The 17,366-nt window shown below is 40.0% G+C and carries 14 protein-coding genes; 4 read left to right on the top strand and 10 right to left on the bottom strand.

Going from position 1 to position 17,366, the window contains the following annotated elements:
- Positions 1-2: 2 nt before the first annotated feature.
- The gene (locus tag GVK91_RS01710) at positions 3-521 is read right to left on the bottom strand and encodes a VOC family protein (RefSeq protein ID WP_200845516.1); all 519 of its coding nucleotides are present in this window, start codon (positions 519-521) and stop codon (positions 3-5) included.
- A 260-nt stretch (positions 522-781) separates the two neighbouring features.
- Between GVK91_RS01710 and GVK91_RS01705 the strand changes: the two genes are divergently transcribed.
- Positions 782-1,807, top strand: coding sequence for a low specificity L-threonine aldolase (locus GVK91_RS01705; RefSeq protein WP_153848541.1), 1,026 nt, complete (start codon positions 782-784; stop codon positions 1,805-1,807).
- Positions 1,808-1,901: 94 nt separating this feature from the next.
- On the opposite strand, the gene GVK91_RS01700 is transcribed toward GVK91_RS01705, so the two are convergent.
- From GVK91_RS01700 to GVK91_RS01685, 4 genes are all read right to left on the bottom strand, one after another.
- The gene (locus GVK91_RS01700) at positions 1,902-2,618 is read right to left on the bottom strand and encodes an MIP family channel protein (RefSeq protein ID WP_153848542.1); all 717 of its coding nucleotides are present in this window, start codon (positions 2,616-2,618) and stop codon (positions 1,902-1,904) included.
- Positions 2,619-2,745: 127 nt separating this feature from the next.
- Entirely contained in the window at positions 2,746-4,926 is a 2,181-nt protein-coding gene (locus GVK91_RS01695; RefSeq protein ID WP_159726609.1) for a DUF4838 domain-containing protein, read from the bottom strand.
- A 252-nt stretch (positions 4,927-5,178) separates the two neighbouring features.
- Complete coding sequence (locus GVK91_RS01690; protein WP_153848544.1) at positions 5,179-5,559, bottom strand: PleD family two-component system response regulator; 381 nt, start codon at positions 5,557-5,559, stop codon at positions 5,179-5,181.
- 167 nt (positions 5,560-5,726) lie between these two features.
- On the bottom strand, positions 5,727-6,806 hold the full coding sequence (locus GVK91_RS01685; RefSeq protein WP_153848545.1) for a nitronate monooxygenase family protein: 1,080 nt from the start codon (positions 6,804-6,806) through the stop codon (positions 5,727-5,729).
- 178 nt (positions 6,807-6,984) lie between these two features.
- Between GVK91_RS01685 and GVK91_RS01680 the strand changes: the two genes are divergently transcribed.
- Positions 6,985-7,977, top strand: a complete 993-nt coding sequence (locus GVK91_RS01680; protein ID WP_153848546.1) for a 2-hydroxyacid dehydrogenase — start codon at positions 6,985-6,987, stop codon at positions 7,975-7,977.
- A gap of 35 nt (positions 7,978-8,012) precedes the next feature.
- Positions 8,013-8,924, top strand: coding sequence for a DMT family transporter (locus GVK91_RS01675; RefSeq protein ID WP_153848547.1), 912 nt, complete (start codon positions 8,013-8,015; stop codon positions 8,922-8,924).
- Positions 8,925-8,928: 4 nt separating this feature from the next.
- Here the strand turns inward: GVK91_RS01675 and GVK91_RS01670 are convergent, their stop codons facing one another.
- Entirely contained in the window at positions 8,929-9,267 is a 339-nt protein-coding gene (locus GVK91_RS01670; RefSeq protein WP_083663640.1) for a helix-turn-helix domain-containing protein, read from the bottom strand.
- Positions 9,268-9,385: 118 nt separating this feature from the next.
- Here GVK91_RS01670 and GVK91_RS01665 point away from each other — a divergent pair, with 118 nt between their 5' ends.
- Positions 9,386-10,789 carry an MFS transporter gene (locus GVK91_RS01665; protein WP_159726607.1) on the top strand — a complete coding sequence of 468 codons (1,404 nt, stop codon included), beginning with the start codon at positions 9,386-9,388 and terminating at the stop codon, positions 10,787-10,789.
- Between the two features lie 59 nt (positions 10,790-10,848).
- Here GVK91_RS01665 and GVK91_RS01660 read toward each other — a convergent pair whose 3' ends face one another.
- The 4 genes from GVK91_RS01660 to GVK91_RS01645 all read right to left on the bottom strand — a co-directional run bounded on the left by GVK91_RS01660 (position 10,849) and on the right by GVK91_RS01645 (position 17,278).
- Entirely contained in the window at positions 10,849-11,796 is a 948-nt protein-coding gene (locus GVK91_RS01660; protein WP_159726605.1) for a hypothetical protein, read from the bottom strand.
- Positions 11,797-11,885: 89 nt separating this feature from the next.
- Positions 11,886-15,026: an error-prone DNA polymerase gene (locus GVK91_RS01655; protein ID WP_159726603.1), complete on the bottom strand. Its 3,141-nt coding sequence runs from the start codon at positions 15,024-15,026 to the stop codon at positions 11,886-11,888.
- A 9-nt stretch (positions 15,027-15,035) separates the two neighbouring features.
- Entirely contained in the window at positions 15,036-16,535 is a 1,500-nt protein-coding gene (locus tag GVK91_RS01650) for a DNA polymerase Y family protein (RefSeq protein ID WP_159726601.1), read from the bottom strand.
- Positions 16,536-16,537: 2 nt separating this feature from the next.
- On the bottom strand, positions 16,538-17,278 hold the full coding sequence (locus tag GVK91_RS01645; RefSeq protein ID WP_159726599.1) for an ImuA family protein: 741 nt from the start codon (positions 17,276-17,278) through the stop codon (positions 16,538-16,540).
- Positions 17,279-17,366 lie beyond the last annotated feature (88 nt).

The following is a 17,366-nucleotide window of genomic DNA, read 5'->3' as shown; positions in this document are numbered from 1 at the left end:
ACCTACTTCGTGGTTTTGGCTCCCAAATCGATGCCCATCTTTTCATAAGCAAGATCATTGGGCTGCCAAAGCTCTATTTTGTTTCCTTCAATATCCATGATATGAGCAAATTTGCCATAGTCAAAGGATTCGATCGTATCAAGGACCGTAACTCCCTCCTTCTTCAATTCATCGATTAAAAGCTCAATGTTGGCTACCCGATAATTGATCATAAAATCTTTTTCCGAAGGGCCAAAATAGGCCGTGCTCTCTTTAAAAGGACTCCATTGCGTAAATCCCTTTTTCGTACTATCAGCTCCCTGATACCACTCAAATACAGCGCCGTAAGAATTTGTAGCCAGTCCCAAATGATCGGCATACCAAGCTCTTACTTTTTTAGGATCTTTACACTTGAAGAAAATTCCACCTATACCGGTTACCCTTTTCAATTCGGTGGATCGATGGAAATGGCTCAGGTTACTAAATGCGTACCCCATTCCAAATGCCAGCACAATACTTGCAACAAATACGACTCTTTTCATAATTTAATAAGGACAAATCAGTTATTCTGCCTTCTCTCCCGAATTTAATCATTAGTTTTGACAAAACATTTACGGTGCTCCAGAAAACATTCTTATCCTACAACATCAGTACTTAAAACGCATAGCTTTTGTCCTAATTTTTTCCAGATTAAGATTGTTAAAAAATGAGATTGTATGTATACATTTGACGTACACAAGACTCGAACATCCTACCCTAGGAAAAGAGTTTAATAAAGCATCCGCATTAAATAGATAAATTTATGTATAACTTTAAAAATGACTATTCAGAAGGGGCACATCCCCGCATTTTAGATAAGCTTATTGAAACGAATCTGATACAGCAATTGGGCTATGGGGAGGATGACTATTCCAAAGAAGCCAAATCGATTTTGAAGAAAAAGATAGCTAATCAGCAAGCCGTTATCCACTTTTTATCTGGTGGCACACAAACAAATCTTCTTGTCATATCTTTTCTTTTACGTATCCATGAAGCAGTGATCAGTGCAAAAACAGGGCATATATCTGCAAATGAAACTGGTGCTATAGAAGCAACTGGACATAAAGTCATTACCGTTGAAACTTCTGATGGAAAATTGACACCTAACGATGTTACTACGGTACTCAAGGAACATGCCCTGGCGCCACATGTGGTAAAACCAAGAATAGTCTATATTTCTAATTCCACTGAAATCGGCACAATATATTCTTTGGCAGAGTTGGAAGCGCTATATGTATGCTGTCAGCAGCAACAGCTGTTACTTTATTTGGATGGCGCACGCTTGGGTCATGCTTTGACGGCGGAAAACAATGATTTAACCTTTGCAGCTATCGCTAAATACACGGACGTTTTCTACATTGGAGGAACAAAAAATGGTGCTCTTTTGGGTGAGGCAGTTGTGTTTAACCGTCCCGAATTAGCCGTAGATTTTGACTATGCGATCAAACAGAAAGGCGCCTTGCTCGCCAAAGGCAGAGTGCTTTCAATTCAATTTCTAACGCTATTTCAAGATGATTTGTATCTTGAGCTGGCATTAAGAGCTAATTCGCTTGCGATGCGTATGGCGAAGGCCATCAAAGACAAAGGATATTCCTTTCTAACGGAATCAACCACTAATCAGATTTTTCCCATTTTACCTAAATCGGTCATCGAAGCACTGCTTATAAATTATCAATTTTATATATGGAAGGATATCGATTCAGATTATGCAGCGGTTCGTTTGATCACCTCCTGGGCTACAGACGAGAAACAGGTTACTAACTTTATAAATGATATATTGAATTCCTAGGGATTGTTCCGCCCTAGCCAATAAATCTTATATACACGAAAGCGCCCAATAGGTAATCTCTTACGTATTGGGCGCATCTTATAAAATTAAAAAACTAGTCTTTAGGTTCAAGGGCTTTCCATACGCCTGCTGCTACAGCTGCCCCTACTAATGGTGCTACAATAAAGAGCCAAAGCTGCGATAAAGCCTGACCGCCGGCCAGAATCGCGGGCCCAAATGAACGAGCAGGATTAACCGACGTACCTGTTACAGGAATAGCAACCAAATGGATCAATAGAAGCGTAAAGCCGATTGCAAGCCCAGCCATTGTGCTGTTGCCTACCTTCGAGGTTGTTGCCAGTATCACAAACAGAAAAATGAAGGTTAACACGGCTTCAATCAAAAAGGCAGAAGCAGTACCATACTCGTTTTGATATCCTTTACCCCAACCGTTTGAGCCATACGCCCACTCCCCTGCGGTAAATCCGGCCAATTGCCCACTTAAAATCTGCTGAAGGACAAATGCCCCTAAAAGTGCACCAATAAACTGAGCGACAATATATACGACAGCATCCTTGACAGACATTCTACCGGCCAACAATACACCCACCGTCACCGCAGGATTGATATGACAGCCTGAAATTCCACCGATCGCGTACGCAAATACCACCACCGATAGGCCGAAAGCAACAGCAATGCCCAAGAGCCCCAGGCCAGAAAGTCCGCCCATCGTATTGGCTCCGGCAATAGCAGCTGCACCGCAACCAAAAAGCACCAAACCAAATGTTCCAATTAGTTCGGCGATAAATTTTGAAGATGTTTTAATTTCCATATAAATCTGTTTATAACTTAGTTAACTCTAATTTAATCATTTTCCGCATAAAATTATACTGCTAAATAAATTATTGTAGAACAATATCCACAGCACTTTAAAACCAACGTTAATAAGCTTTTCTATATTAATTTAACCAGATTTCATCACAGGCTATAAGAGGCTTTCGCTTAGGATGATACCGCCATTCGGGTAGTTTTGCCAAAGGTGAAGCATAAACTCGGATCACTTTAACACTGTCATTTAATAATACTTGATAAGGTATCTTATCCAAGGTGTAATCCTCCTCAACGGATTCAAGCTTACTGAGAAATACATCTTGAAAATCTTTTCCATTCATAGATACCGAAATTCGAATTTCTTTTGGTGGAAATATCCAATGTCGGGCATCCTTTAGAAAATTAAGTGTTATGGTATCTATTCGCCTTTCCTGTTCAAAATCAAAAGTAATATCCATCGGCTCCCCGTTCCATAGCAACCAATTATAGCTATAATCCATATAGCCCGGCACACTATCTGTAAGTGTTTTTAGTCCATTGGCAGGGAAAGAAGGGTCAAATGGATATCTCAACTTAATATTTGCTTCAGAGGCCTTATTTCCTCTAACCCCGGCTTTGAATATTTCAGACCACTCCTTTGCATAACTATCGGGTGATGCACCACCTTCGGCAAGCTCTATAACGCCCAATTTTTTTGCATCTTCAACAAATTGTGTTACTTTACGACTCACCTTTTGTCTCACAACCCAACGCTCCCCCTCTTGTTCAAATATACCATGTTGATGCGGTCCATAAAATCTTGCTTGTTGCAAATAGGTATAATCCAACCCAAGTCCAATACGCCTGACACGGGATTCCAATAAAGGACTACCTTCACTGGCTATTTCCGCTTTTTCTAATAATGTACTATACTTATCCATCGCCTCTGGACTTAAAAAGTCATGTCTATTATCAATCGGGTTTCCGTAAATGGATAAAGCTGATGAAGGCCCGGGCAAGTGATTTCTTCGTTCAGCAAGATATGCTTTAATAAAGGGTCCAGCCTTGCCATAATAGCCCTCGATAAACTCGTTGGTTAGCTGTTCTTCTGAAAGCGTCGTATCCCAGGCGAGGTTAGCCAATATATAGGCATTTAGCTCCGCCATATCACTATAAGTCGCCCCTCCACCTTGCAAAAAGACCCCTTCGACACCTTGCGTTTTCAAATATTGTAGACTTTCCTGCATGGTTCCTTGGATCGGAAATGGCGCAAGATAATTGGTGAACTGTGTCAGATAATCCCATACAAATACATGTTTGGCTTTAGCTTTCCAAGCTCCTAATTGTCTACGAAAAGTTGCTGCTGATGGTTCACTTCCAATGTCATTTTTTCTAAAAGCATCGATATTACTTAATATAACAGAAACATTATCGGCAACCTTGAGGTGTGTTGGGGCGTTTGCTGATTCTAAATACGCCAGTGTTGTAAATTTTTTGTCGGGAAATTGTGCGGCCACTCTATTCACAAAGTGAATCAGTGAGCCTTGCGCTCCCCCCTCGCGTTTATCAATCGCCTGACAACGATCGCAAGTACAGCTTCCAATATCGTCATTGGCCGCGATAGACCAATAAGTAGCTGTGGGGTTTTCGCTTATCCTACGTTTAAAATAAGCTACGGTAAGATTAAAAACGTCCTCGTTAGATAGACAAAGTTGAATAGGTTGGCGTTTTCCATCATATAGGGAGTAATACTCAGGATGTTCTTTAAAATAAACTGATGGTGGCAATATTTTACTGAAAGTGTGCCCCCAATCTCCCCAGCGTTCTTCCAAATTATGTAAACCATACCAATCCATATACTCCTGATCCAATTCAACAGGGAAATAAACCTCTCTAAACTCAAAATTTGGTTTGGAATAAATCTTCAGATCTGAATCCACTGCTAAGAATGTCAATTTTGGAACAGATGTATTTTCTTTACCTACATACCACTTTCGTCCACCAATAATATCCCTGACATAACGATATGCCGCAAATAGTACACCTTTACCACTTCCCTTGATATAAATATTCTTTCCTACAGCTTGTATGGAATAACTATCTTCAGGAAACGTATTAGTTATTGGGCTTTTTTCCAAAATAATGGCATGTGTGACCTCGCCTTTCGCTTGTATTGCAAAATCTACACCTGTACTTTCTTTTGTAAAAGTGTTTATCACCGCAGCAGCTTTTTGTAAAACAGGATCATTTGCATCCGCTTGAATGACATAATCCGTTTTCCCTTGATTAACCAATGTAATGCTTTCTTTACCCTGAACTATCGTTACCATTGACAATAGACATAACATAAACTTCCACATCATATTAAAAATATTTCCTTAATGATAGATTTAGGTCATACTGATTCATAAATCTATTTTCAGCAACTTTGTAATAGCTCCAACCGCCCATGAGTGTAAAACCCCAGTTGTCTATACGATGTTGCCAGCCAGCGTTAATTGATCCTGATAAAAACCTCCTAAATAGGCCAGCCCTCGCATTCAAAAAAAGATCGAATTAAATGGATTATATGTTCAGTTTTACTAAGCATGACCTATTCTTAATCGTACACGAGATATAAGTTCTGACGGAGAGATAGGCTTTTTAATATAATCATTGGCTCCGACTTCAAAGCCTTCCACAATACTATTATCATCACGGTAACCGGAAATAATAATAACAGGTACCTGATTATTCGTATTACTTTTCCGAATGCGATCGATTATTTCGTAACCATTGGCAAAAGGTAATGCCAGATCTGTTATGACCAAATCAATGGTTTCGTCAGAAACCAACGAGAGCGCTTCCTTGCCAGATTTGGCAAGTAATAGGTCATAGCCCTCCCTTACAAGAACAAATTGCATTGTACTTAATAGAATCTCATTATCTTCGATAACAAGAATTCTCTTTTTTTCGTTCCCCATAGCCGTAGATTTTTAGTTTTTCACAGTGATACAAAGTTCGAAAAAAAAAGAAAATTCGTTGTAGATTAACCACTACAACACCATTTAAATAATTTAAACAAAGATTTTAGTTATTGGTTTTAATTAAAATGACAGTATACTGACAGGTGGTGGACTCTATATTATTGTTAAACAACTAAACTAGTATGCAAATTTTCAACTTCTCGGATTAACGTTTGCATAATATCTGTTGTCGAAAGTTCACTGTAAGAATGGATCGATTGCCCAGCCCAAATATTTACAAAATCGACATTTTTATTGGCTTTGGCTACTTTTCGTAATTCCCCGGTGAGTTTATTTTGATAGGGATATGGTAAGATATATTGCGACTTGTCCAAAGCTTCAATAAATGTATTCTTTATACCTCTGGCATAGCGCCCTGAAAAACTCCTTGTCAAGACAATATCTGATTCCTGAACATGAGAAAGACGCGCTTTCTCAAAGTCCAGTAGTGCGCTTTCTTTAGATTTGAGCAATAAACTGCCAATCTGAAAACCACTGGCACCTAATAGCTTTGCAGAATGGATCGTGCTTGCATTATATAACCCACCGGCATAAATAAGCGGAACGTTTACGTGCTCTTTCACTTGTGGTAGCAGAGAAAATCCGCCAATCTCAGGAACAGGTGCCTCCTCAAAACTTCCGCGATGTCCCCCAGCTTCTAATCCCTGTACACAGATCATATCAATACCAGCTTCTTCCAAAGCAATTGCTTCTGCCACCGAAGTGCATGTACCAATAATCATCACATCATTGTCTTTCAATCGTTTTATACTTTGTGCATCCAGATTTCCAAAAGTAAAACTCACAACTTTACACTGTTGGGTTATGATCGCGTCAATTTGTTCCCTGTAATCTGTAATATGGATGCTATCGAGCTCCGGTAAAGCTACTTCTAAACCATATTGCAGGGCTAACTGTTCAACAAAAACCTTTGTTTCATTATACGCTGTCCTCAAATTCGCTGAAACTTCAGGAACATGATTTACAAAAATATTGACTGCAAAAGGCTTCTTTACATATGCAGCGGTTGAACGAATAAGCGCACTACAGCGTTCTGCTGGTAGATCACCCAACGATAACGACCCGAGCGCTCCGGCACGTGATGCTGCAATGACCATTTCTGGTGTGGTAACACCAAACATGGGTGCCTGGATAATCGGATAATCAATACCTATTAATTGTGTAATTTGATTTGACCATTTCATATCGGAAGTAATTAATATGCTTAAGATTCAACTAAAATAGCTTTCATGTGATTGTTCTAATTTAAGCTATTTTAAAACAAATTATACTATAATACTAGAAAATCATCCTGCATTGCGGTTCCAAATAAGCGATTTATACCGTATATTTATACTATACTATTACGTAACAAACAATTTCATGAAAATCGCTTTCTTTTCGACAAAACCATACGACAAATTATTCTTTGAGCAAGAAAACAGCACCTATGGCTTTCAGTTTAATTTTTATGAAACGCATTTAGGTCCACACATTGTCAATGCTATTGAAGATGAGAAGGTAGTCTGCGCATTTGTCAATGATAAACTCAACAGACAAGTTATTGAAGTACTTGCTCAAAAAGGTGTTGAGCTGATCGCCTTACGCTGCGCTGGCTTTAATAACGTTGATCTGGAAGCTGCCAGGGAATTTGGTATAAAAGTTTGTCGAGTGCCCGCCTATTCCCCTGAAGCGGTAGCTGAGCACACCATGGCCATGCTATTGACATTGAATCGTAAAACACATAAAGCCTATAATCGCGTACGGGAGCAAAATTTTGCATTGAATGGACTTTTGGGATTTAATCTCCATCAGAAAAAAATTGGCGTTATTGGTACTGGAAAAATTGGAAAGGCTTTTATCAAAATCGCATTGGGATTTGGGGCAGATGTAATTGCCTATGATTTATACCCAGACCAGCAGCTTACAGCACAAGGTGTCAATTACAGATCGTTGGATGAAGTCTTCAAAGAATCAGATATTATTTCTCTTCATTGCCCGCTTACTCCCGAGAACCACTATCTCATTAATAGGGAGTCATTGGAAAAGATGAAAAATGGTGTAACAATTATTAATACAAGCAGAGGCAATCTAATCAATACCAATGATGCTATTAAAGCGCTTAAAGAACGGAAAATTGGCTTATTAGGTATTGACGTCTATGAACAAGAAGAAAAGTTGTTTTTTAAAGACTTATCGACAACAATTATTGAAGATGAAACAATACAATTATTGATGAGTTATCCGAATGTTTTGGTTACGGCGCACCAAGCTTTTTTCACAACAGAAGCATTAACAGAAATTTCTCAAAGAACGCTTCGGAGCATCTCCGACCTCTCAACCAAAGGGATCACTGACGCAGAAGTCTTGCTATAGCAAGACTAAGTATCAAATTTATTTCGGATAAAACAATGAAAAACCATGTTTTGAAAGGATTCCTCTTGGCAATCGGGGCGGCTATTCTTTGGGGTGTATCGGGTACTTTTGGCCAATTTCTTTTTCAGAAAAGGGCAGTTAACGTAGAATGGCTTATTACCGTAAGAATGCTTGTGACAGGCATTGTATTATTGCTTTTGGCCGGAATACACAAGAAAAATGAGATTTGGCAGATTTGGCGTCATCGTAAAGATAGTTTAGCACTTCTTCTATTCAGTATTTTTGGTGTATTAGCCGTCCAATATACTTATTTTGCCGCCATAAATTATTCCAACGCTGCTACCGCAACAGTGCTACAATATACAGGTCCGGTCCTGATCGCAATCTACATGGCGTTGAACAAGAGAAAATTCCCTTCGAAAGTTGCCTGCCTGGCCATACTTTTAGCTATACTGGGCACATTTCTTTTAGTCACACATGGGAATTTTGGTTCTCTGTCGATTTCTCCGCTCGCATTATTTTTTGGTTTAATGTCAGCTGTTACGCTTGCTTTTTATACACTACAACCAATCCACTTGTTAAACAAGTATAATGCGGCAATAGTTATCGGTTGGGGAATGCTATTGGGAGGTCTCGTTTTTTGCTTTGTCAAACCTCCTTGGGAAGTTGATGGAATCTGGGATATATATACCTATAGCTACACTGCTTTTATTGTAGTCTTCGGCACACTAATCCCTTTTTATGCTTATCTAACAGCAGTTAAGCTTATTGGTGGACAAAAGACAAGTCTTCTAGCTTCTGCCGAACCCTTATCGGCAGCCCTATTAGCTGTCTTGTGGTTAAATACACCATTTAGACAAACAGACTGGATCGGCACTTTTTGTATCATCGGTACAATCGTCTTATTGGGCATCACCAAAAATGAGGAGCGAAAAGGGATAAGCTAAATGCCTATCCCCTTTCGCGTTTGTAATCTGACCACCATTCATCAAGTCTTTCAATGACCGGCAGTAAAGTTTTACCTAATTCGCTGAGTTTATATTCCACGCGTGGGGGAGATTCAGCGTAAATCTGTCTACATAAAATACCATCGCGTTCGAGCTCACGGAGCTGAACAGTCAATGTCGTTTGCGCCAGATCTTCCATTTCCCGCCGTAGCTCACCAAATCTTTTGGGGCATTGTTTAGCAACAGCCTTGATGAGCAAAACTTTCCATTTTCCACCTATTATCTTAAAAATCCCATTGACATCACAGCAGGCACCAAAATTTTCACTTTTTTTTTCATTCATAATCACCTCATACTGACCATTAGTTCATAAAAACATACCAAGTACATAATTTATAACTACTTGATTGTAAAAAATATCCAAGCTATTTTTAACCATAAAATTATTAAAAACTTTCTATATGCGCTTTCAAATTAAAGATTTACTTCATATTTTCCTCCTTTCAACTGGTATATTTCTTTTCGTCATAGATCTCTTTATTATTAATGTTTCCCTTCCCACAATTCAACATGGACTACATCTACGAAACAGTGATACGCAATGGATTATAATACTTTATATTATTGGGTATGCAAGTCTTCTAATCAATGCTGGGAATGCCGGAAATCATTATGGAAAGAAGAAATTATATTTAATTGGGATGGCTTGTTTTACTGTAGCTTCCCTTTTATGTGGCTTAGCCGATAATCTTTACATTTTATTGGCCGGAAGATTGATTCAGGGGATTAGCTCTGGACTTATGGTTCCACAGGGCATCGCATTGATCACTTTACTTTTTGAAAATCCGGAGAAGCGATCGATGGCTTTGGGCATTTATGGAAGCATAGCAGGTATTGCCTCAGTAATAGGTCAATTATTAGGCGGAATTCTTCCGGATCAGACTTGGATACATGAAAGTTGGCGTCTTATTTTTTTGATCAATGTTCCCATTGGGATACTTACCTGCTTTGCTGTCTATCGTTATACATTTAGTGACCAAGTTAGTGGAAAATCCAAGATCTCTTTTATCCCCATGATAACGTTGTTTATCCTTTTAATGGGAATAATTTTCCCTTTAATCATGGGACCTGAGTTGAAATGGCCACTCTGGTCATTACTGCTATTGGGAACAGCAATTGTTCTCGTCCTGTTATTTCTAAAAAAACAACGGAAATTAGAACAAACGGGCCGTTCTAGTCTACTCAATTTCTCCTTATTTAATAATCGGGTTTTCAATTTAGGCCTTCTAGCGGCATTAGCCTATTATATGGTGCAGGATGCTTATTTTATTATTAACTCCAATTATCTTCAAAATCAAAAGAATTATACGGCAACAATGACAGGAATTGCCTTTGTTTTTCAAGGTATTGGTTACGTATTGGCAAGTGTTATTGTAAGCAAGTTAATACAACGCCACGGAAAGATCATTGTCTTATATGGATTAGGAATAATGATTTTGGGGTTACTTTCTCATCTTTTCGTTTTCAATACGATGATCATAGATAGCTACCAAATACACGCCCTCTTCTTTTTTTATGGTATTGGCTGCGGTAGTGTACTGCCGGCATTAATGACACTCGCATTAAAAGACCTTAACGAAAAACTAATTTCCGTAGGATCTGCCATCTATCTCACTGTACAACAACTATCTATATGCTTAGGGATCGCTTTTATTGTCGGTATATTCCTCCATCAGAAAGAGACTAAATTTCTTATTTGGCAAGATATCTCTTCGGCCTATGGCTATTCGATCGCACTATCGGTCATATTACTCTTATTCGTCGTATGTTCAATAGCTTATTTACCTTCACAAAAAGTAAAATAGCAGGTAATTCGTTCAGGATTTCGCTGGGGCTATCAAGCTTTCTCTAAGGATTAATGTAGCTAATTTGCTGCCTTATACTTGTCTACTAAAGCGTAGTCATAAGGAATACGGATGCTCAGCGGGCTAGCTTCCCATAGGTCTGAACCACTGGCCAGATAAAAATCATAGGCATTGCGCAGGAAATTCTCCCCATTGGGAGCTTCTTGCCAGTTTTTCTTCTCCCTGTTGTAAAGTAATATCATACAACTCACGCAAGTACCCTTATCTTTCATGGTCGAATTTTCATAACACTTCCCTATTTTTACAGTTAATTTTTGCTGAATAATAACATCGGTCAACCGCCCATTTGTGAGGTGAATTAGAGCGATCTGTGCATCTTCATCCGTTGGTGAATGTTTTGCTGGTTTCAATTGATCGAACTGAGCCCGATATATTCGCGCTATTTCGGTCTGCCTCACATCCAATGGTAAGAGATTTGTATCTACAGGATGGAGGTCTTCAACATCGCCCGCCCGGGTGACACCAGTACTTAATGCGATATTTTGTTTGGATGTATCGGCACCAGCGGCAGCTGAACCTTCATTTTTATCGAATAGCTGCGTAAGTTCTGAGATATGATGCCCTATTTGATTAAAACCCACAACGTAATTTAAGATAACGAAAGCCAGCAAGGCAAGGACAGAAAAGATAAAAAGTGCCTTCCAAATACTAGTTCGGCCACGCTCATTTGTTTCTACTTCCAAAAAAGAAGATCCTTTGTGATCTGCTTCCTGAGAATCGCCGCGATGTTCAAGCAGATCATAATCAGCCAAAAACAGGTCTTTACCATCAAAAAGATCAATATGGTCTTCTTTAAACATCTCCACAATATCCCGAGCAGTTTTATACTTTACATTTGCCTGGGTGGCAATCAGATCAATAGCAGCATTTACATCACCCTGTTTAATGAATTCACGAATAGTTGCTTTATCAATTTCGATCGTATTGACGAGAATATTTTTGGTCATATCTTTTAATTTCCTATAGATTAGAATGCTTTGCTACCTACGCGAAGTAAAAGCATTCTACTTCAAAAATGAGATTAATAAATGAGAGATCAATGAAAATTTCTTCCCTTATGAAAAATATCCGCAGCATGATCTCCTTCTGTGGTCAGATCTTTTAACAAACCCGACATATCAAAGCAGCGTTGTGCGATCACATGAATAACTTCACCTTCAACCTGAATTTTACCCGCGACCATAAGGAGTTTTGCCCGGAGGATTTCTTTTCGATATTTTTCAAACACATTACTCCAAACGACAATATTTGAAAAACCAGTATCATCTTCAATGGTGATAAATAAAACACCTTTGGAGGTTCCTGGGCGTTGTCTAACAGTAATCAACCCACATACTTTCACTGGCATATCATTTTTTATCAAGCCCAATTTTGCTGTGGGCACTACATGGAGAAGATCGAGCTTTCCGCGCAAGAAACTCACTGGATGTGCTTTAATGGATAGTGAAGTCCGTGCATAATCTGCTACCACATGCTGGCTTTTGGTTAACAAAGGTAATTCGATTTGCCCCTCCATGGCACTTTCAGACGTTTGACCTTCAAATAATGCAATCGGCCGATCACCCAATGCTGTAATTTCCCAAAGCGCTTGCCGACGATCAACACCTAATGATGTAAAGGCATCTGCATCAGCTAATTTCTCTAACGCAATAAGAGATAGTCCAACATCCATCATACCAGTAATGGATGAATAGGCAGACTGCCGACCTTGAGTCAACACAACGGCCTCTTCCATTGAGAATCCTTTGATCTGACGTAAACCTAATCGAAGAGCATGCGGTTTTCCAATTTCTCCCTCTAAAGTATTGTCCCATGAAGAATGATTGATATCAATAGGACGTACTTTTACGCCATGTTTCTGTGCATCAATTACAATTTGAGCAGGTTGATAAAAGCCCATGGGCTGACTATTGAGTAAGGATGCCGCAAAAATATCGGGATAATAATACTTAAGCCATGAGGATACATACACCAGTAATGCAAAAGACGCTGCGTGACTCTCTGGAAAACCGTAACTACCAAAACCTTCCAATTGCTTAAAAACTCTAATGGCAAATTCTTCCGTATAGTTTTTCTTTACCATACCATCGACCATTTTTTTGTAAAAAGCAGATACCTGTCCTTTCGCTTTAAATGTAGCCATGCTGCGGCGCAATTCGTCGGCTTCAGCAGGAGTAAATCCGGCAGCGACTATGGCTATTTCCATGGCCTGCTCCTGAAAAAGAGGAACCCCCAAGGTTTTTTCAAGAATGGTTTGGATCTCTGTGCTGGGATAATCAACAGCTTCCTCTTTATTTCGACGGCGCAAATAGGGATGCACCATATCACCTTGTATCGGTCCAGGCCGAACGATAGCTACTTCAATGACCAGGTCATAAAACTCCCGTGGTTTTAATCGCGGCAACATCGACATCTGTGCCCGGCTTTCGATCTGGAATACACCTAGAGTATCTGCATGACAGATCATATCGTAAACCTTTGGATCGTCCTCTGCCCCAATATCGGCCAGGGTAAGCTCTTTTCCATAATGCTTTTTAGCGAGATGAAAAGCTTTGCGAATACAGGTCAACATCCCCAAAGCAAGTACATCAACCTTTAGAAAGCCGAGTGCTTCAAGATCATCTTTATTCCATTCGAGATTTGTCCGATTATCCATGCGGGCATTTATTAAGGGACAAAGCTCATGCAAATTACCTTGCGTAATAACAAATCCGCCTGTATGCTGCCCCAATTGACGTGGAAAGCCAATATACTGATGTGTCAATTCGAGAACTTTTCGCAAATGTTGGTCATCCGGATTAAAGCCTTGTTCAACCAAACGTTCCAAATTGATATAATCGTCCCAATGGCTACTCACGACCCCTGCTAAACGCCCTACAGCATCCATGGAAAGCCCCATCGCCTTGCCAACATCACGTATAGCCCCTTTGGAGCGTACCTGTGTGACAGTTGCTACGATAGCAGCACGATTTCGGCCATATTTTTCATAAATATACTGGATGACTTCCTCACGGCGCTCATGTTCAAAGTCGACGTCTATATCTGGTGGTTCATCGCGTGCATCGGACATAAATCGCGCAAATAAAAGCCTGTATTTTGACGGGTCAACAGAAGTAATACCTAAGCAGTAACATACGGTTGAATTTGCTGCAGATCCACGCCCTTGGCATAAAATTCCCTTTTCCTTCGCAAATCGAACATAATCATACACCGTCAAAAAATAAGAAGCATAATTTTTGTGTTCGATAAAATCCAGTTCCATTTGAATCGTTTCGCGAATTGCATCCGGGATATCTCCGTTAAATCGTTTACTGGCACCTTCCCAAGTTAAATAACTTAATTCTTCCTGTGTAGTCCGACCATGAGATGATAATTCATCTGGATAGATGTATTTCAAATCATCTAAGGAAAAACGACAAGCATTGGCAATTTTTACACTTTGTCCTACAGCATCAGGGTACAGTCTGAACAATCGTTCAACTTCAGTTATTGATTTTAGATAGCGCTCTGCATTGGGATGTAAATTAAATCCAGCCGTATGTATCGTACATTTTTCACGAATACAGGTTAAAATATCCTGCAATTCACGCCTTTCCGGTACATGATAATATACATCACCAAGTACAACAAGCGGGATAGCCAGGTGCTCACCCAACTGATTTATTCTAAACAATAATTTAGCATCATCACCACGATAGAGTTTTTTTATTCCTAGATTAAGACAACCCTGTAGACGCTGTTGACATTCCTGTACAAACGCTGTAAATGACTGCTCAAGCTCAAAACCGGCCACTAATTTTTCAGGTGGACAAATAATGAATATAATCCCATCAGCATATTGAAACACATCATTTTTGTACAATTCGCATTTTCCTTTTTCCGTCCTTAGGTTTCCGACAGTTAGCAATGTTGAAAGCCGCCCATAAGCCTCTTTATCTGTCGGGTATGCCAATAAACTGGGCCCATCCTGTAAATCTAAACGACAAGCAGGAATCAGTCGTATACCGGCTTTTTTTGCAGCCATATGTGCACGGACGATTCCAGCAAGGCTATTACGGTCAGTTACTGCAACAGAATTATACCCCAATCGCGCCGCTTGCTCAATCAGTTCTTCCGGATGAGAAGCACCTTCGAGAAAACTAAAATTACTTGTTATCTGTAATTCACAATATACCATACACTAACCTTATGCAAAAAAACCATGTAAAAACCATTGATCTGCCTGTCCGTCATAATGCCCTGCGCGATATAACCAAAAACGCCGACCTTCCAGATCTTCCACTGCATAGTAATCCCGATGTTCACCAGGATCAATCCACCATTCGCGTTCAATACGTTCGGGGCCATCTGCTTTCCTTATAGTATAGGTATCTCCCTTATAACGGAACAGTATGGGTGGATAGTCGGGTATGGGTGCTGTGACTATAATACGTTCAGGGATCTTCAATAGTCGTGTTGGACGTGTTCGTGCAGTTTGCCAGTCAACAGTTGCAACCTCATCCATTGTAGCCGCTATTTTCATGGATCGTTCGGGCCAGTAGTGCGCAGATGGAACGTAGCGTGAAATCTCACAATTGGCGTCCCTACTTTTCAAGCGATCTAAAAGTTCGGTAACCGTCGGGTTTTTGAGACTAATTCTATTGTTCCAAAGATTTTCCTGAACAGGATCTGCCGTCTCAACTTTGGATATGCCCAAGGTAAATAATTCAATACCCAATGCCGGTTCAATTTGCGGAATCTTTAGGACAAATAATTGAAGGATATGTTTAACCTGAGCAGTAGCACGATTAGTCTCAATAGTAATGGTCTCTATCTTTCCGTCCACGCGATGACAATTCAATTCGGCTGCACGTAATCCTTTACCCTCCCCCGACAAACGCTTACACAACTTGTTTAATAAATCTTCCAAAGCCAGTTCAATACCATTTGCTGTACAGATAGGCTCCAAACAAGGTAAACGTTCTTCATAGGGTAAGACAGGTTTTATAGAAATAACAAATTCATCTTCCAATCCCATGGCCTGGTCCAGTCGGAGCAGTAAACTATCGCCAAATCTTCTACGCAACACTGAACGTTGCATTTTTGCAAAACTTCCGATTGACCGTAATCCAAGCGATTGTAACCGCTTCAATTGAACATCTTCCAGTCGTAATGCAGCAGGACTTAATGGAAGAAGCGTTTCCGACTGCGCCAGTTCATTTATAATGATATCTTCGTGTCCAAAATGTGCTACCGCCCATGCGGCCCCAATGGTATCAGCAATCCCCATACGTACCTCATAACCATGTTGTTTAAATTTAGAGACAATACTTGTTAAGTAGGCCGCCTCCCCGCCCCAAAGATGAGCACAACCACTAATATCCAGGATGATACCGTCGGGCGTATCTAATGCAACCTGTGGTGTATACCTGATGCACCACTCTGCTATCGAATGGAGTAACTTTTCAGCCAATCCAGCTTGCTCATTGATTATTTTAAGTGATGGAATAAATGCCCGTGCATCCGCTATGGCCATACCTGAATGCACCCCCACTTGCTCCGCTAATGAGTTACTCCCACTGACGATTAATCTTCCTTGAGCAGCGATGGACAATACAAAGGGAATATTTTGCAAATGTGGTTTGCAAACAGTGAGCCAATCTGTTTTCAGATGAGGAAACCAAAGTGAGGCAAATCTTTTTTTCATGACTAGCCAAGATTTTGGTAGTTATAATTCCAGTCTTTTACCTGTATCTCCTTTTTAGAAAATGTTTTAAATCCTTGTGGAGACCAGGTTATTTGCTCTTTAGCTGGACTACCATTCCTTACCTTGAGCAGCTCTACATCCCAACAGGGATAGCCGATACCGGGCAATCCATCATCCGATTGACTAGGTAAAGAAGTGACTTTCCAACGTGCCGCACAACTCGTCGCCAACAAGATCTTTGGGCTATGTTGAAGTATAAACCCGGTAACCCGGCTTTTTTCTACGGCAAGTTGAAGGCGCCTCGACTGAACAAAATCCAGCTGATGTATTTCGGCCAACACGGCTGTTATGCCATGACATTTCAACGCTTCTTCCATCGCCCATAACACATCCTTCTCCCGTTTCATAGAAACAAAAACAATCGATGCTGGATCAACCCCAAATGATCTGATTGCCGCTGGAAATACCGTTTGAATGGAGCCTATCCAAATACAAATCCCATCAGCTTGCATAAGTTTTCCAAGAAGACCACCAATAAACCCACAGGATGCAGCACTATCCATGCGGTTAAAGCTCACAAACTCGTGTATTACTCCTTTAGGAAAAACTCCATTCGGAAAAGCTTTCTCCAATGGCCCCAAACCCATCGTGCTTGCATCATTTGACCTTTGAGGTACCCCTTGCCAGGCAAGCAAGTCCTTTTTAAGTTTGCTGATCAAAGCCTGTTTATCTTCTAACATCATAGCCCCTCTTATTTAATATTACACACAAATATAATACTAATTATTTTAGTAATAAAAGAGAGTGCTATGTTTTTTAGTAAAAACAACG

Source organism: Sphingobacterium sp. 18053 (assembly GCF_902706145.1).
Lineage (GTDB): Bacteria > Bacteroidota > Bacteroidia > Sphingobacteriales > Sphingobacteriaceae > Sphingobacterium > Sphingobacterium paramultivorum.
The sequence above is the reverse complement of the archived record's forward strand: the minus strand, read 5'-3'. Positions and strand labels throughout refer to the sequence as shown.

Coding starts and splice junctions, on each gene's coding strand:
- GVK91_RS01680 (WP_153848546.1), top strand. CDS start 6,985: ATGAAAATCGCTTTCTTTTCGACAAAACCATACGACAAATTATTCTTT.
- GVK91_RS01700 (WP_153848542.1), bottom strand. CDS start 2,618: ATGGAAATTAAAACATCTTCAAAATTTATCGCCGAACTAATTGGAACA.
- GVK91_RS01660 (WP_159726605.1), bottom strand. CDS start 11,796: ATGACCAAAAATATTCTCGTCAATACGATCGAAATTGATAAAGCAACT.
- GVK91_RS01675 (WP_153848547.1), top strand. CDS start 8,013: ATGAAAAACCATGTTTTGAAAGGATTCCTCTTGGCAATCGGGGCGGCT.
- GVK91_RS01695 (WP_159726609.1), bottom strand. CDS start 4,926: ATGGTAACGATAGTTCAGGGTAAAGAAAGCATTACATTGGTTAATCAA.
- GVK91_RS01645 (WP_159726599.1), bottom strand. CDS start 17,278: ATGATGTTAGAAGATAAACAGGCTTTGATCAGCAAACTTAAAAAGGAC.
- GVK91_RS01670 (WP_083663640.1), bottom strand. CDS start 9,267: ATGAATGAAAAAAAAAGTGAAAATTTTGGTGCCTGCTGTGATGTCAAT.
- GVK91_RS01705 (WP_153848541.1), top strand. CDS start 782: ATGTATAACTTTAAAAATGACTATTCAGAAGGGGCACATCCCCGCATT.
- GVK91_RS01710 (WP_200845516.1), bottom strand. CDS start 521: ATGAAAAGAGTCGTATTTGTTGCAAGTATTGTGCTGGCATTTGGAATG.
- GVK91_RS01655 (WP_159726603.1), bottom strand. CDS start 15,026: ATGGTATATTGTGAATTACAGATAACAAGTAATTTTAGTTTTCTCGAA.
- GVK91_RS01650 (WP_159726601.1), bottom strand. CDS start 16,535: ATGAAAAAAAGATTTGCCTCACTTTGGTTTCCTCATCTGAAAACAGAT.
- GVK91_RS01665 (WP_159726607.1), top strand. CDS start 9,386: ATGCGCTTTCAAATTAAAGATTTACTTCATATTTTCCTCCTTTCAACT.
- GVK91_RS01685 (WP_153848545.1), bottom strand. CDS start 6,806: ATGAAATGGTCAAATCAAATTACACAATTAATAGGTATTGATTATCCG.
- GVK91_RS01690 (WP_153848544.1), bottom strand. CDS start 5,559: ATGGGGAACGAAAAAAAGAGAATTCTTGTTATCGAAGATAATGAGATT.